Source organism: Acinetobacter sp. YH12108 (assembly GCF_013419055.1).
GTDB lineage: Bacteria > Pseudomonadota > Gammaproteobacteria > Pseudomonadales > Moraxellaceae > Acinetobacter.
Genome location: NZ_VPAW01000009.1, coordinates 47,237 through 61,781, shown reverse-complemented (window position 1 = coordinate 61,781; position 14,545 = coordinate 47,237). Strand labels below are relative to the sequence as shown.

Below are 14,545 nucleotides of genomic sequence, written 5' to 3'. Positions count from 1 at the left end.
TTTAGTTGAATATTCAACCAATAAAAACTTATCCATCAGCCACTTATATTTGACAGGCGTATCATAACCCCACATTTCTCTCCTTTATTTATGGGGTTATGCATGAAAATGCTTAAAACACTTCTAGCAACTGCAATCGTTGCAACTTCAGCTTCTGCTATGGCTTCTGCAACAGTTTCTCCTGTTGCTGCAATGAAAGAACAAGCAAAAACTGTTGCCGCTCAAACTGCTCAACAAGCAACTGCGCCTGCACAAGCAAAAGTAGCGACTGCGACTGTTAAAGCACAAGACTCTGCTGCCAAAGCTACTGCTGAGAAACAAGCGGCTGTCGCTAAAGTAGAAGCAACTCAACAACAAGCTGCTCAAACTAAAGAAGCAGCAAAAACTGAAGCGGCTCAAAAAGTAGAAGCTGCAAAAGCTGCACCTGCAGATATGAAAAAAGTAGCGGATTCTAAAGTAGAAGCCGTGAAAACTGATGCAGCTGTAAAAACTGCTGAAGTAAAAGAAGCAACTGTAGCAAAAGCTGAAGAAGTAAAAGCAGCGCCTGCCGAAGCAGCTGTAAAAGCCGAGAAAAAAGGGTGGTTCTCTTGGTTTAAAAAATCTGCTTAAGATATTTTAAATCCATAAAAAAAGATGTCCGAGTGACATCTTTTTTTTGTTTTTTGGCTCTTTCAGATTTAAAGTCAAAAATATAAAGACCTATAAATCTCTTATTAGACCTTTCGGGCTAGCATAGTCGCAAAATGCTGCTTGATCCGGTTGCCCTGTTCATCTACTCGGTGTAATTCACCGACATTTTCATTATATTTCACCAGATTCCAGCCTTCATAATAGGCACTAAGCTGTCCCGGCTTAAAACTAAACGGAAAGTCTGGCTGTACCGGAATATCATCGGTATCCATCGCACAGACAATCAGGTTATAACCGCCCGGCACTGTCGCCTGCTGCATCTGTGCAATAAGTGGTGGAATGGTATCGGCCTGCAGGAACATCATCACTACCGTACAGCAAATGAAGTCATATTGACCCTGAATACTGGGGTCAAGATTTAAATCCCGTTGCTGAACCTGAATATTCCCGATTTCTTCATTCTGAATGATCTGTCTTAAGGTCTGTAGACTATTTTCATTCACATCCCAGGCGTCGACTTCAAAACTGTTCTGACTCAAATGCAACGAATTGCGGCCTGAACCACAACCGACATCCAGCACACGACCACCCTTTAAATACGGCATAGCTGCCAGAATTTCCGAATGGGTCGGGCTTAGCTGATATTTCTTAGTGAAGTAATCCTCAGGTTTGCAGTAAAAACGCAGCTGACATTCTGCATCTTCACTAGCCGCAACGATCTTATGCCAGACCTGTGGCTCAATGAACGGCGGTTGCTGCTCTGGCGTAAATACATGTTCAGACTGTACATGACCTGACGGATCCAGCATGGCAAAATGCAGCTCACCTTTAAGAACGGTCAGCTTTGCCCAAGTGCCTGCTTTGGTATTGTGTGGCTGCTTGAACCCTTGTGGGATAGCTTGCTGCGTCCAGACCGGAAATTCTTTATAACATTTCAATTGTTGCATAAAAGATTGTGCTCCCTCTTCTCGCTTTCCGTCTGCAAGCATGCTTCTGGATATTCATTTTTCTTAAGCATAGCTGGTTCTCTTACCAATGAGAACTGGCACATCTTTGATGTAAGCAATGCAACAAGACTAATTCTGACAGAAAAACATCATGTCATTTAGAGATAAGAAATCATAAGATCCTTATACTTAGAGTTTGTTCTCTGCCTCTTTAAGTGCCTGCTGATCCACTTGAGTCATTTGCTGATTGAGCTGCACTATTTCCTGATACAGCTTATTGAATTGCTTTAAGGGTGCATCTTCATAGAACATAAAGGTCTGGTTTTTCTTTTCCCATTTATTGTTTTTCAGCACCAGAAATAGCTGGTCTGCTTTGGCCAGACTCTGTTTTTCAATTTCAAAAATTGCATGGGCATTATCCTGCTGCTGATTGGCTTTCAGATTATCTGCCAGCTGCTGACGATAGCGGTTTTTAATATCCAGCTGTTTCACCTGCTCTAACTGCTGGGTTGCCCGCTGCTGAATTGTCTGTTCATAGCTATCGACAATTTCATGCACGCGCTTCAGCATGGCTTCAGTTTCTTTATAGTCTTGAGCCTGATCTTTGGCTAAGCGGTCAATGTCCAGAAAACGATCCCAGTCCGCTGCTTTGAGGTCACGTAAATACTGATTGCGAGCCTCGGCACGATCACGCATCTGACCCAGAATAAATTGGGCCATCACGGCATAATCCCCATCCAGACGATCATCTTCCAGATCAATCTGAATCGGTTTAGACCAATCCTGTGCCTGTTGCAAAATAGATCCAGTTTTTTCTTCCAGTACCGTTTCATATTCTTGCAAATCGGCCTGCTGTTTCTGCTCTACAGAATTTTGATAAAATAACCAGATCAAAATTGCCAGTACCACTCCAGCGATAATCATAAAAACACGGGGCATCTACACGCTCCAGGTCTGTCATCCAGATCTTGTTGATTTTTTACACTATGCTTATTTTTCCAGCATAATTCAAGACATAGAGCTTTTCACATTTGTGAACGTGCTTCCTCAATACTGAAAAAATGAATCCAGTAAAAAGCCTGAAGAAAGGAAATAAGTTTTCAGACTTCCTTTCTTCATGACGTGATCTGGCTATACCGAAACTGACTGACCTGATCAGCCTGACCCATCGGATTGTGTGCTAGCGCGAACCAAAAGGCAGCCTGAGCTCAAGCCGATTCGGATCAAACTGCTCCCTGACGATCTGGACATTGGTGGCATTCCGGTCAATGCCAAAAGGTTGCAAAATCACATAGATTCCATTTCTTGGATCTGAGGACTGCAAGCCTTGCGCTACTGCCAGTACATATTCCCGGAACACAGTAGGCAGACTGTCCAGATCTGGATTAGGCGCTGCTGCCCCCATGTCAATATTTGCAACGACATCACCATCGACACTATAAGCCTGGATATCGCGTTCAATTTTCATCAGGCGCATCTGCAAAGCCTTACGCTGGCTGGCACCTTCCTGATAAGGCGTTATTTCCGTCACAGCACGCATTTCAGGCTCTGCCATGACAGTTAAGGTGGGAAGTACCGTTGCTTCAGAATGAGCAGGAGCTGCATGACTCAGTACAGGGAGAGTAAAAGCAGTACAGGTCAGCATCAGGCCCAAGCTTTGAATGGATTTTAGGAGATTCATCTTATTACCCCTCGGTTGGAAAAGGGAAAGCGTCAGATTAAATCTTACAAGTAATACAGCTTCTTATTGTTAAGTTTGATAAACGGTCAATCGAATCCATTACACCCTCATAAAGCCAACCAGCAAATCAGGAGCAAAGCTCCTAAAAAATATGAATTATTCAGAAGTTAGATTTAAAAAAGCAAAAATCCCCAATATGGGGATTGATTTGCATTACTGGCTCATCCTTTAAGGAGATCTTGGAAATTGCGCTACAGGAGATGGATTGTTGTAGTTTTCTAATAAGCCCAGATTCACCTTGTCCAGATTAATCTGTAGTTGAAGACCGCGTCCTGGTTGCAAGCTGCTGCTACGATCGATCCCGACATTCTCCAGCAGTGTATACAGCCCTTGGGTTGGATCACCAGATTGTAAGCCCTGGGCAATGGTCATCACATACTGTTGCAGTGCAGGTGACAGTAAACTCAAATCTGGAGCTTGGGTCGGCTTAATATCGAGGTTTGCCAGCACATTTGGATTAACCATGAAATTTTCTGCATCCTTGGTTCCCCGGATTACCTGATGCTGCAAGGCAAGACGATTGGCTTCATTCTCAATAAACGGGACATAGCCAGTCTCATTACTCATTTCAGGTTCAGCCATAATGGTCATTGTCGGCAAGGTAAGTACCGGTTTCTGTTCTTCCGCATGCACTGCTATGCTCAATGTACCTAACAGAACCCCAAATAAAGATGTTTTTATACTGTTCATGGGCTTTCCCCCTACTTCAAATTTCACAACCTGAATGCCTTTATCAGTTGCTAAAGTCTGTATTTAATTATCTATTAGATTACCTTGATTATTTTGAGAACTCATTCCTGCTCAGATGAATGGCAAAACAAGTTAATTCTTAGGCTGAATCAAAAATCACAGGCGAAAAAAAACCTCAAACATTGTTTGAGGTTTTTTCGAATATGGTGGCGAGACCCAGGATCGAACTGGGGACACACGGATTTTCAATCCGTTGCTCTACCAACTGAGCTATCACGCCGATGCGGTGTATTAAGCCGTATCTGGACACATTAGTCAATCGAAATTATGAAAAAAAAGATTGAGTGTCTGAATTTTGGCCTAAAAAAAATCCCTGATGGGATCAGGGATTGAAAACTTTAAAACCGTTTTGAATATGGTGGCGAGACCCAGGATCGAACTGGGGACACACGGATTTTCAATCCGTTGCTCTACCAACTGAGCTATCACGCCGATGTCGCGTATTAAACAGTTTCAGCTCTTAATCGTCAAGTACATAACGTATAAAAATCATCAAATGTTTACTTTTCCATCGATTTGCATGTTTATACAGCAATATTTTCATATTTTCAGCAAATACCTGACTAATAAAATAAATTGAATCCGGTATTTACAAAAAAAGCAGCCCGAAGGCTGCTTGAAATTTATCTATATTTAAATTTTTTCAAGATTTGCCAGACAGCGGTGAATGGCTCCGCATCCCGGTACAAATGCTTTTACTCCTTTTTCCTCTTCCATGCGGCATGCCTCACTCACCAGCCTTTCTGCAACCCCGCGTCCACGGTTGGCCGGATGCACCACAATGTTTTCCAGGGTTCGGCTTTCGCCTTGTCCCGTGCACCAGATGGCGCCGATGATTTTGGTGTTAAATTCTGCGGTATAAAGTAAGGTATACTGTGCAAGGTTTTGCTCTAGATGTTCAATGGCATCTGTCCCATCACTAAATTCAGGGCTAGTGTCATACAGTCGCTCAAGCTGGCTGCGCACTTCGTCGTTTTCTAGAGAAGTATAAGCATGTACGGTAATAGGCATTGATAAACCCTCCTGAGCAATCTAATATGCGGTGACGTCGTCACGGCGAAAATATTTTCTACATCAATCATTTTGACGTATTTGAGGAACGTGTCTATGACAGATCGTATCAGTGAAGTGGTAAGAAATACCAACGAAACCAAAATTCGAGTTCGTTTGAACCTCGATGGTACTGGTCAAGGCACTTTAAACACTGGTATTCCATTTTTAGATCATATGATTGATCAAATCAAGCGACATGGTCTGTTCGATATTGATATTCATTGTGATGGAGATCTGGAAATTGATGACCATCATACCGTAGAAGACTGTGGTATTACCTTAGGTCAGGCCTTCGCTCAGGCTTTGGGTGATAAAAAGGGCCTACGTCGTTATGGACACTTCTATGCGCCGCTTGATGAATCTTTAAGCCGTGTCGTGGTGGATCTGTCTGGCCGTCCGGGTCTGTTTATGGACATTCCATTTACCCGTGCCATGATTGGCCGTTTTGATGTAGACCTGTTTTCTGAGTTTTTCCAGGGCTTTGTCAACCACTCGCTGATGACTGTACACATTGACAACCTGAAAGGTAAAAACAGTCACCACCAGATCGAAAGTGTATTTAAGGCATTTGCCCGTGCACTGCGTATGGCATGTGAAGTTGATCCACGTGCTGCGAATACTGTTGCTTCAACCAAAGGTACCTTGTAATGACCCGTATTGCCCTTCTTGACTATGGCATGGGAAACCTACACTCAGCAGCCAAAGCACTTGAACACGTCGGTGCAACGGTAGATGTGACTAATGATCCAAAACTGATTGCCCAAGCCGACAAAATCGTTTTTCCGGGTGTGGGTGCAATGCGTGACTGCATGCAAGGCATGCATGAAGCCGGAATTGATGAAGTGGTACGTAATGCCGTGTTTAACAAACCGGTATTGGCCATCTGTGTCGGTATGCAGGCCCTGATGCAACGCTCTGAAGAAAATGGCGGTGCGGATGCACTGGGCATTTTTGCAGGTGAAGTGAAACACTTCCCGGAAATGGCAGGTTTAAAAGTGCCGCATATGGGCTGGAACCAGGTACATCAGGCCGATCCAAGCCATCCGATGTGGAAAGACATTGCTCAGGATGCACGTTTCTATTTCGTGCACAGTTACTATGTGGAACCGCAAGATCCGAGCATCGTGGCAGCAACCTGTAATTACGGTATTGATTTCTGTACTGCCCTGCATCAAGACAATCTGTTTGCAACTCAGTTCCATCCGGAAAAGAGCCATACTGCAGGCCTTCAATTGCTAAAAAACTTTGTGGATTGGAATATCTAATCCAATACATTCAAAAAGCTCGCATCATGCGGGCTTTTTTTATGGGCTACAGCTTAAAATTTTATTTTTGAAAAATAATTCACATCCAAGCTTCCTTCTCTAAGGTATGCTCTATTCAACCTGAATATTCATCAATGGAAGATGCTTTAATCATGGATACCCAGCTTAACGATATTCTGCCGAGTAAAGAGGCAATAGCGACTTTTCCACCTTTTCAAAATATCGCGCCTGAAAATATTGCGGTGATTAACAGCATTCAGCAATGTGAAGCTCTACGCGAAGAACTTGAGCAGATCGCGGTCTTTGGTCTGGACACTGAATCTAAACCCACATTCAAGGTCGGTGAAGTTTCTACTGGTCCGCATCTGATTCAGCTGGCCACTCTGGAAAAGGCCTACCTGTTTCAGATGAATGCTGCCATTTGGGATTTTCTGAAACCGATTTTTGCCAATCGAGACCAGATTAAAGTTGGTTTTGGCCTGAAAAATGATGCGCATCTTTTCCGTAAAAGAGGCATTGAGCTGAACAGTGTGATTGAACTGTCAAAGTGCTTTGGTGCGTTCGGCATTAAAAATCCTCTTGGATTAAAAAATGCGATGGCTTTGCTATTTCAGGTGAATTTTCCTAAATCAAAACGGGTTACGACATCGAACTGGGCGAAAAAACATCTCAGTCAGGCACAGATTGAATATGCGGCTGCAGATGCCTATGCACCTTTACTGGTCTTTGAAGAATTGCTGCACCGTGGCTTGGGACCCAAGGAAGTTCCCAATACTTCACTAAAATTGAAAATTCGCCCGCATTCAAAAATTTGAACAAACAGAAGATCAGTTTTCTAGCGAAATATCATTTTGATATCAGACTCCATCAGGAGTATTGCAAAGAATAAAAAAATTGAAGAATAAAATCCTGTCACTCCAGCATATCTTCAGACAGGTTTTCTTTTTTCATACCGTTTAAGAGTTAGAAATTTCGACTTTATTTGCTAAGATGAACTCACTGAAATTCATTCTAAAGATTAAGCAAGGAGCGAAAGCATGCTGATCATCCCTGCAATTGACCTGAAAGATGGCAAATGTGTCCGTTTAAAACAAGGTCGTATGGAAGACGATACCGTATTTTCTGACGATCCGGTGGCAACAGCACAGCATTGGGTAAATGAAGGCGCTCGCCGCTTGCATTTAGTAGATTTAAATGGTGCTTTCGCAGGTACACCGATTCATAAGCCAGTGGTAGAAGCCATTGCCAAATCACAGCCAGAATTGCCTATCCAGATTGGTGGCGGGATCCGCTCACTGGAAACTATCGAGCATTATCTGGAAGCAGGCGTATCTTTTGTGATTATTGGTACAAAAGCAGTACAAAATCCTGAATTTGTAGAAGAAGCATGCAAAAAATTTGCAGGCCACATTATTGTGGGTATCGATGCCATGAACGGCATGGTGGCAACGGATGGCTGGGCGAATGTGACTGATGTAAAAGCGACTGATCTGGCAAAACGTTTTGCGGATGCAGGCGTGTCTAGTATTGTTTATACCGATATTGCCCGTGATGGCATGATGCAGGGTGTCAACATTGAGCAAACTGTACATCTGGCACAATATTCAGGTCTGCCTGTAATTGCTTCAGGTGGTGTAACCAATATGGATGACGTGCGTAACCTGAAAGATCAGCCTGGCATTTTAGGTGCGATTACCGGTCGTGCGATCTATGAAGGCACTTTAAATCTACGTGAAGCACAATTATTGCTGGATGAACAAGAAGCGCTATAATAGCGTCTGCTGAAAAAGAGGTCTGTGGACCTCTTTTTTTTATTGTTCAATTTTTTGATCCTCTCTCCCATGTCGACATCTGTTTCCCAAACATCCTCTACCTGGAGGACGAAAGTTCCTCAACTTGCTCTGATCCTGATTACGATTATCTGGGGCGGCAGTTTTATCACCGTACAATATGGTCTGAATTTTAGTAGTCCGGTGATCTTTGTCGGATTACGTTTTGCAGCAGCGGCAATTGCCGTAACTATGCTGTCCCAGAATCATCTGAAAGGCATGACACTTAAAGAAGTGGCAGCGGGTGCCATCATCGGGGCTGTAATTGCAATCGGTTATGGAACCCAAACGGTGGGCTTGCAAACGATTAGTAGCAGTGAATCGGCCTTTCTGACTGCGCTGTATGTTCCCTTAGTGCCTCTACTGCTTTGGCTACTGTTCCGTAAAAAACCATATTTCATGACCTGGGTCGGTGCCCTGTTTGCCTTTCTCGGTCTGGTGTTTTTAACCGGTAATGGCTTTGGTGCCATCCAGCTGAATTTTGGTCAGGCGCTGACTTTGCTCGGCTCGATTGCCATTGCGCTTGAGATTATTTTTATCAGTCATTTTGCTCCGAAGGTGAATACCCGGCGTGTCACCGTGCTACAACTCATTTTTGCCTCGCTATTTTGTTTTCTGATGGCACCGATACTGGGTGAATCTCAGTTACCTGGCTTCCACTGGCATCTGGCAGGTATTTTGGTCGGTCTCGGTATCGCCAGTGCCTGTATTCAGCTGGTGATGAACTGGGCACAGGAAATGGTAGATCCTTCTCAAGCTGCGATCATTTATGCCGGTGAACCGATCTGGGCAAGTTTATTTGGACATATGGCGGGAGAACGCTTACCTGCTTTAGCACTTATGGGAGGCTTAATGGTCGTACTTGGAGTAATTGCCAGCGAATGGAAACCAAAATTTTTCAGAAAAGAAAAAATAGAAGAGTTGAAGGAAGATCTTTCCTAAGCTTATGAGTTCCCCCTCTTAGAAAAGGGGGAGTTTTTTATCTAGAGAAATAAATATAGCTAATCTTATTTGGTATACATCGGTCGATTGTCATTCAGACGCATAATGCCGCGAATCGCGCGATAGACAATCCAGATCCAGGAAACAAAGACCACAACCAGACAGAAAGTAGATGCACCAAAAGCGACGCCTGCAAACAGGTCCGGATCTTCATGGGTAAAGAACAGGAATAGGAACGGCACAAAGGCTACAATATTCCAGAATAGATACCACCAGAAACTGCGGATTTGCCAGGTAAAGTGGCTTTCAAAAATCGAGCCTCGTACATCCGAGCGCTTCATATAGTTAATAATCAGTGCAATCACTGCCAGCAAGCCACCACTAAAAATGGCCACGATATATAAGATATAAAGAATCAGGGTTAGCGTGCGATTTGAGTCTTTATCAATTGAATAGTTCATCTACGCTCCTGTGGTTGTTTCTAGATATTCAGGCTGTTAAAGGGAGAAATCAGCCATATAATCAAAATAATGTTAAAAGCTATAGTACAAAAATAAATTTGCCGGAAGGGTTGTTTTTGTGTTTTATGCCGTAATTTTTGCTGTGCCAGCCAGGCTGCCGGCCATCCTCCCAAAAAAGCCACCAAATGCAGGGTGTTTTCAGGAATACGGCGATTGCCCAGTTGTGCCGCTTCCTTATCCTGGGCATATAGCCAGTAACTGAGAACATTCATCAGGCTCACCAGTAACAGGATCATTCCACTCAACAATCCGGCTAAACTGAGTCCCGCCAGTACCAAAATATAGGCCACAGAAGCAACCTGCATCGGCTGTAGTTTTTCTGGCTGGCTTCGGCCTGATGTTTTAGTTTTTGTTTTTGCCGTTTTGGTTTGTGATGCTTTCAGGTACATAACCTGCTGGGCACGATAACGTCCCTGCTCATCTAGAATCACCAGATAATCTAGCGCACAACCAACAATTGGCCGTGGACCGGGACGGGCAAAATCTTTGATATGCAAAAACACGCGATCTTTGGCCGGATCATTGGGCTGAATAAAGCCATAGCCTTTGTCATCAAACCATTCTACCAAACGTCCCTGATCGCGCATTTTGCCTGTTCCTGTTTATTTTTAATTTAAGCTGTCACAAATTTTAAACGTTCAATCAGCATGTTACGCATCTCTTCCGGATTTTTTTGCAGAATATCTTCACCGGTGCGGCCTTCAGCCGCATTTTTCTGTGCCACCTGTAAACGCATCATCCAGAAACGGCCCGCAGCCATTGCCAGGTAAAGCTCCAGACATGATTTTTCATCCTCAGTCAATGGACGCACAGTTTCATAGGCTTTTAAAAAGGCATTGGCCTTTTCTTCATTTAAAGTAACTTCCGGATAATTGGTACAGAAGTCATTTAAAGTAATTGCAATATCAAACAGGAATTCATCTTTATTCAGCTCGTAAAAGTCCAGAATACCTTTCAGTTGGTCACCCTCAAACAGGGTATTGTCACGGAACAGATCCGAATGGATAAAGCCACGTGGACGATCCGGATATACTGCGGTTAAAGCTTCATACAGGCCCAGAAGTTTACCCAGTAAGACTTTATCTGCTGCGTTCAGACTCGGTTTAATTTCCTGTGCTACGTTATACCAGTAGGCATGGTCACGGACAAAGGCGCGCTCAAGTTTAAAATCTTTCAGTGCGACATGCATTTTGGCCTGAGCAATGGCAATCGCTTCCGCCTGCGCAACGGTAGATGGCATCGGATGCTCGCCCATCATGCGTGGTGCAATTTGTGCCGGCTTATTTTTTAGCGTATGAATGGCTTTGCCTGAATGGGATAAAGGCACCGGTACGGCCAGACCTGCCTGCCCCAGATGCTGCAAGACCGGCACCAGTTCTCCGGCGGCCTGTTCATCCATATCTTCAAAAACGGTCAGCACATATTGCTGGTTTTCGCAGACCAGAAAATAGTTCGTATTCTGGATACCTCCTTGAATGGGAATCAGATCAATCACCTCAAGTCCATAAGGTGCTGCGAAATCCTGAACTTCCTTTAAAGTCAAAGTGGTATAAACCGACATAGAAAACCTGCGAAAAAACTTACATATTTTTGCTAGAATACCGTTTCCATCTACCAAGGTGTAGCGCTTGCGTGGGTGAGTTTCATAATCGGCTGTAATAATTGGAAAAATTTATGCTAGCTAAACGTATTATTCCTTGTCTGGACGTCGACAACGGTCGCGTAGTCAAGGGTGTTCAGTTCCTTGATATTCGTGATGCGGGTGACCCGGTAGAAGTGGCACGCCGTTATAATGAACAAGGTGCCGATGAAATTACTTTCCTTGATATTACCGCTACACATCATGGACGCGACACCACTTACCGTACCGTTGAGCGTATGGCTGAATCTGTATTCGTACCGCTTACCGTAGGCGGTGGCGTGCGTAAAGTCGAAGATATTCGTCTACTATTAAATGCAGGTGCGGATAAAGTCAGTATTAACTCGGCAGCAGTCTTCAACCCTGAGTTTGTACAGGAAGCCTCACAGCGTTTTGGTGCGCAATGTATCGTAGTAGCGATTGATGCCAAAAAAACTGGCGAGAATAAATGGGAAATCTTTACCCACGGCGGACGCAAACCGACTGGTATTGATGCACTGGAATGGGCAGAAAAAATGGCCAGCTACGGCGCAGGCGAACTGTTAATTACCTCTATGGATGCCGATGGCACCAAAGCAGGTTATGACATTCCCCTCATGCGTGCTATCAATGACCGCGTCACTGTACCAACGATTGCCTCTGGTGGCGTAGGCAACTTGCAGCATCTGGCTGACGGGATTATCTATGGTGGTGCCGATGCAGTACTTGCCGCCTCTATTTTTCACTTTGGCCAGCATACCATTCCTGAGGCCAAGGCTTATCTAGCTGCTCAAGGTATTGAAATGCGTCTTTAAACGACAGCCTTCAAATGAAAAAGAGCGTGAATATCACGCTCTTTTTTTATGCATTATTCTTAGAAATCATTTAAATTCTGGACAAAAAAAAGGAGTCTTGCGACTCCCTATAAAAACCAAGAAGAACTACAGCACTTGGTATCTTTGACATTTACAATATAACTCAATCTGTATGCAGGTTGATAAGACTTTCTATCATCAACAGACGCAAATATAGGTGAAATCCTGAGCACAATATTGACAATATATGCAGAATTTATTGACAAATCACGACAGGGTTAACCAAAGTGAGAAATGGTTAACATTTTATGTGGCAGATTACTCGAAATTTAAGTTATTTAATCACGATCTTTAGCCCATTTAGCCGGGAAATAACGCTGAGTTAAGTGGGTTAAGCGCGTAGAGATCTGTTCCGGCAACGCAATACCAAGAGGATTTTTTTCCTGTAAATCTGCTGAAGAAATCACCCGAGTTCCCATAAAATAATCAAACCAGGGCTTGGTCACGCACCAGTTGGCATCCTGGTTACTGTTCATATGGTGATCATAATGCCAGGGAATTTTTTTTCTGGCCCATTCTGGTTGCAGATGTGCCCGCCGATGCATATAAAAATAATTGCCTGCACTATATAGCGTGGCCAGAAACATGCCCTTGGACAAGGGATAAAAAGCCAGCCCGAATACGCTTGCTGCGACGGCCAGTGAACCGATTTCATTGCGGATTCGCCAGTTTTTCAAACCTTCAATATAGGCATAATCAGAAAATCTGGTCTTGCGAACTTCACGATGATGTTCCCAATGTGAACGCATGCTGTCCGGCACTGGGCTATAACGTGTCTGCCCTGCCCGATGCGTACCATGCAGTACATATTTATGCGCAAACCATTCAAAGCCATTGGCTACGACCAGTCCTGCTAGAAAGCCTTTCCACATGATCTTTTCCTCCCTGTTTGTTTACACTATAGGTCAAACAAAGGGCTAGATATTGACCGATAATTTCAATATCATTGACAAAAAACGACAGAACAAAAGAATTAAAAAATGCACGTTCCTCAAGATTATGTCGGTTCGGTATATGGTGGTTTAGGACATTTGCTTTTGGACTATTACCAGCTCAAACAACTGGACATCCCCAAGAAATTGTTTGCGATCCAGAACCTGGAGCGTTTTGATTATATTCTCTGGCGCGATCTGCTCAGCCAGCTGGATCAGGAGTTGCAGCGGCCGGCACTCGGCCTGGAAATCGCGCAACTGGTGCAGGCCAAACATCTGGGTATTATTGGCTATCTGGCATTATCCAGTGAAACGCTGGGCGAAGCCTTTATGCGTTATCATGACTATCATCGCCTGATCTATGATGGCAGTCCTTTACAGGTCAGTCTGGATCGAGATTACCTGTCCATTTCCTGGAGCGAGATTCCGTTTAAAGTGAGTACGCAACTCACAGATGAGATTGCTATCGCGCTCATGACAGAATTTATTCGCTCAAGCATTCTTGACCAGCATCAACTGCATCTGCATGAAGTCCATTTTCAACATCCGGTCAATAAAAATATTGCGGTCTATGAACAGTATTTCCGCTGCAAGGTCCGTTTTGGTCAGGCCAGAAACCAGGTACTGATTCCTATGAGTGAAATGTCTACGCCTTTAAAGAAAGGCGATCAGACCTTACAGAAATTACTGATGCAACAGGCAGAAGCGGTGCTGGAAAAACTCCCGAACTCCACCCAGATTGATCAACGCTTGCAACAGGCGATTCTGGTGGGTCTGCAGAAAAATATGTTCCAGATTGAACATATCGCCAAACAGATGAATTTTTCTGTACGTCAGCTACAACGTTACCTGCAAAAACAGGGCCAGACCTATCAGCAGCGTATGCAGGAAATCCGCTGCATGATGGCCATGCAATATCTGAAAGATCCTCATCTGAGTCTGCAGGAAATCAGCATGCTGCTTGGCTATTCTGAGCAGAGCGCATTTCAGCGTGCCTTCAAGCAGTGGACGGCTCAGACCCCACAACAATGGCGCTCAGAATACCTGGAAACCCAGGTGCAGGAAAAATTTCTGGACTATCCTGCTACTGCAGAGATTAATGTCCCATATCAGATTTAAAAATTTGAATAAAATAAAAAAGCTCCTCATTAAAGAAGCTTTTTTCTAGCCGGAATAGTGATTTAAGAAATTTCTATAAAAATGGATTTTCAATTTCATCTGCATCATTGCGTTCAATTTTTTCTGGCAGATCCGGTGTTTCTTCGAGCTGCTGCACAATATCATTTAACAGTGCCTGCAAGACTTTGGCTGCCTTGAGACCAGCCTGGTCTTTGGTAATTTGCAGATTGCCATACAGACTGACACAGTCCAGATCATTCTCAACTGTCAGATCATGAATCGAATGCGATTCGGTTCCATTTTCAAATGCTTTAAACATTAAT

Annotated in this window: 18 protein-coding genes and 2 tRNA genes; 8 read left to right on the top strand and 12 right to left on the bottom strand. The window is 43.8% G+C overall.

Annotated elements, in window-relative coordinates; all coding sequences use genetic code 11:
• Positions 1-102 precede the first annotated feature (102 nt).
• Entirely contained in the window at positions 103-609 is a 507-nt protein-coding gene (locus tag FTU46_RS07630; RefSeq protein ID WP_159123721.1) for a hypothetical protein, read from the top strand.
• Between the two features lie 104 nt (positions 610-713).
• Here FTU46_RS07630 and tehB read toward each other — a convergent pair whose 3' ends face one another.
• From tehB to FTU46_RS07595, 7 genes are all read right to left on the bottom strand, one after another.
• On the bottom strand, positions 714-1,577 hold the full coding sequence (tehB, locus tag FTU46_RS07625; protein WP_180104680.1) for an SAM-dependent methyltransferase TehB: 864 nt from the start codon (positions 1,575-1,577) through the stop codon (positions 714-716).
• Positions 1,578-1,766: 189 nt separating this feature from the next.
• Positions 1,767-2,516, bottom strand: coding sequence for a hypothetical protein (locus tag FTU46_RS07620; protein ID WP_180104679.1), 750 nt, complete (start codon positions 2,514-2,516; stop codon positions 1,767-1,769).
• A 241-nt stretch (positions 2,517-2,757) separates the two neighbouring features.
• Positions 2,758-3,258 (bottom strand): hypothetical protein, encoded by a 501-nt coding sequence (locus tag FTU46_RS07615; RefSeq protein ID WP_180031031.1) that lies wholly within the window; start codon positions 3,256-3,258, stop codon positions 2,758-2,760.
• 228 nt (positions 3,259-3,486) lie between these two features.
• Positions 3,487-4,008 carry a hypothetical protein gene (locus FTU46_RS07610; RefSeq protein WP_180104678.1) on the bottom strand — a complete coding sequence of 174 codons (522 nt, stop codon included), beginning with the start codon at positions 4,006-4,008 and terminating at the stop codon, positions 3,487-3,489.
• 204 nt (positions 4,009-4,212) lie between these two features.
• A tRNA-Phe gene (locus FTU46_RS07605) sits at positions 4,213-4,288 on the bottom strand.
• A gap of 136 nt (positions 4,289-4,424) precedes the next feature.
• Positions 4,425-4,500 (bottom strand) — tRNA-Phe (locus FTU46_RS07600).
• 201 nt (positions 4,501-4,701) lie between these two features.
• Entirely contained in the window at positions 4,702-5,079 is a 378-nt protein-coding gene (locus FTU46_RS07595) for a GNAT family N-acetyltransferase (RefSeq protein ID WP_180104677.1), read from the bottom strand.
• A 96-nt stretch (positions 5,080-5,175) separates the two neighbouring features.
• Here FTU46_RS07595 and hisB point away from each other — a divergent pair, with 96 nt between their 5' ends.
• The 5 genes from hisB (at position 5,176) to FTU46_RS07570 (ending at position 9,157) form a co-directional block, all read left to right on the top strand.
• Positions 5,176-5,769, top strand: a complete 594-nt coding sequence (hisB, locus tag FTU46_RS07590; protein ID WP_005232589.1) for an imidazoleglycerol-phosphate dehydratase HisB — start codon at positions 5,176-5,178, stop codon at positions 5,767-5,769.
• Positions 5,769-6,386 carry an imidazole glycerol phosphate synthase subunit HisH gene (gene hisH, locus FTU46_RS07585; RefSeq protein WP_180104676.1) on the top strand — a complete coding sequence of 206 codons (618 nt, stop codon included), beginning with the start codon at positions 5,769-5,771 and terminating at the stop codon, positions 6,384-6,386. The genes hisB and hisH overlap by 1 nt, the downstream gene beginning before the upstream one ends.
• A gap of 134 nt (positions 6,387-6,520) precedes the next feature.
• Positions 6,521-7,201, top strand: coding sequence for a 3'-5' exonuclease (locus tag FTU46_RS07580; protein WP_373686584.1), 681 nt, complete (start codon positions 6,521-6,523; stop codon positions 7,199-7,201).
• Positions 7,202-7,423: 222 nt separating this feature from the next.
• Positions 7,424-8,158, top strand: a complete 735-nt coding sequence (hisA, locus tag FTU46_RS07575) for a 1-(5-phosphoribosyl)-5-[(5-phosphoribosylamino)methylideneamino]imidazole-4-carboxamide isomerase (RefSeq protein ID WP_005232592.1) — start codon at positions 7,424-7,426, stop codon at positions 8,156-8,158.
• A gap of 69 nt (positions 8,159-8,227) precedes the next feature.
• Positions 8,228-9,157 (top strand): DMT family transporter, encoded by a 930-nt coding sequence (locus FTU46_RS07570; RefSeq protein WP_180104675.1) that lies wholly within the window; start codon positions 8,228-8,230, stop codon positions 9,155-9,157.
• Between the two features lie 65 nt (positions 9,158-9,222).
• Here FTU46_RS07570 and FTU46_RS07565 read toward each other — a convergent pair whose 3' ends face one another.
• From FTU46_RS07565 to FTU46_RS07555, 3 genes are read right to left on the bottom strand one after another with little or no spacing between them, the layout of a single operon-like run.
• Positions 9,223-9,618 (bottom strand): membrane protein, encoded by a 396-nt coding sequence (locus tag FTU46_RS07565; protein WP_034702680.1) that lies wholly within the window; start codon positions 9,616-9,618, stop codon positions 9,223-9,225.
• A gap of 20 nt (positions 9,619-9,638) precedes the next feature.
• Entirely contained in the window at positions 9,639-10,265 is a 627-nt protein-coding gene (locus FTU46_RS07560) for a DUF1294 domain-containing protein (protein ID WP_034170207.1), read from the bottom strand.
• A gap of 26 nt (positions 10,266-10,291) precedes the next feature.
• On the bottom strand, positions 10,292-11,239 hold the full coding sequence (locus FTU46_RS07555) for a homoserine kinase (RefSeq protein ID WP_034170208.1): 948 nt from the start codon (positions 11,237-11,239) through the stop codon (positions 10,292-10,294).
• Positions 11,240-11,352: 113 nt separating this feature from the next.
• Here FTU46_RS07555 and hisF point away from each other — a divergent pair, with 113 nt between their 5' ends.
• Positions 11,353-12,111: an imidazole glycerol phosphate synthase subunit HisF gene (hisF, locus tag FTU46_RS07550; RefSeq protein WP_180104674.1), complete on the top strand. Its 759-nt coding sequence runs from the start codon at positions 11,353-11,355 to the stop codon at positions 12,109-12,111.
• Between the two features lie 338 nt (positions 12,112-12,449).
• Here hisF and FTU46_RS07545 read toward each other — a convergent pair whose 3' ends face one another.
• Positions 12,450-13,043, bottom strand: a complete 594-nt coding sequence (locus FTU46_RS07545) for a hypothetical protein (RefSeq protein ID WP_180104673.1) — start codon at positions 13,041-13,043, stop codon at positions 12,450-12,452.
• Positions 13,044-13,151: 108 nt separating this feature from the next.
• Between FTU46_RS07545 and FTU46_RS07540 the strand changes: the two genes are divergently transcribed.
• On the top strand, positions 13,152-14,222 hold the full coding sequence (locus FTU46_RS07540; protein ID WP_180104672.1) for an AraC family transcriptional regulator: 1,071 nt from the start codon (positions 13,152-13,154) through the stop codon (positions 14,220-14,222).
• 73 nt (positions 14,223-14,295) lie between these two features.
• Here the strand turns inward: FTU46_RS07540 and FTU46_RS07535 are convergent, their stop codons facing one another.
• Entirely contained in the window at positions 14,296-14,541 is a 246-nt protein-coding gene (locus FTU46_RS07535) for a hypothetical protein (protein ID WP_180104671.1), read from the bottom strand.
• Positions 14,542-14,545 lie beyond the last annotated feature (4 nt).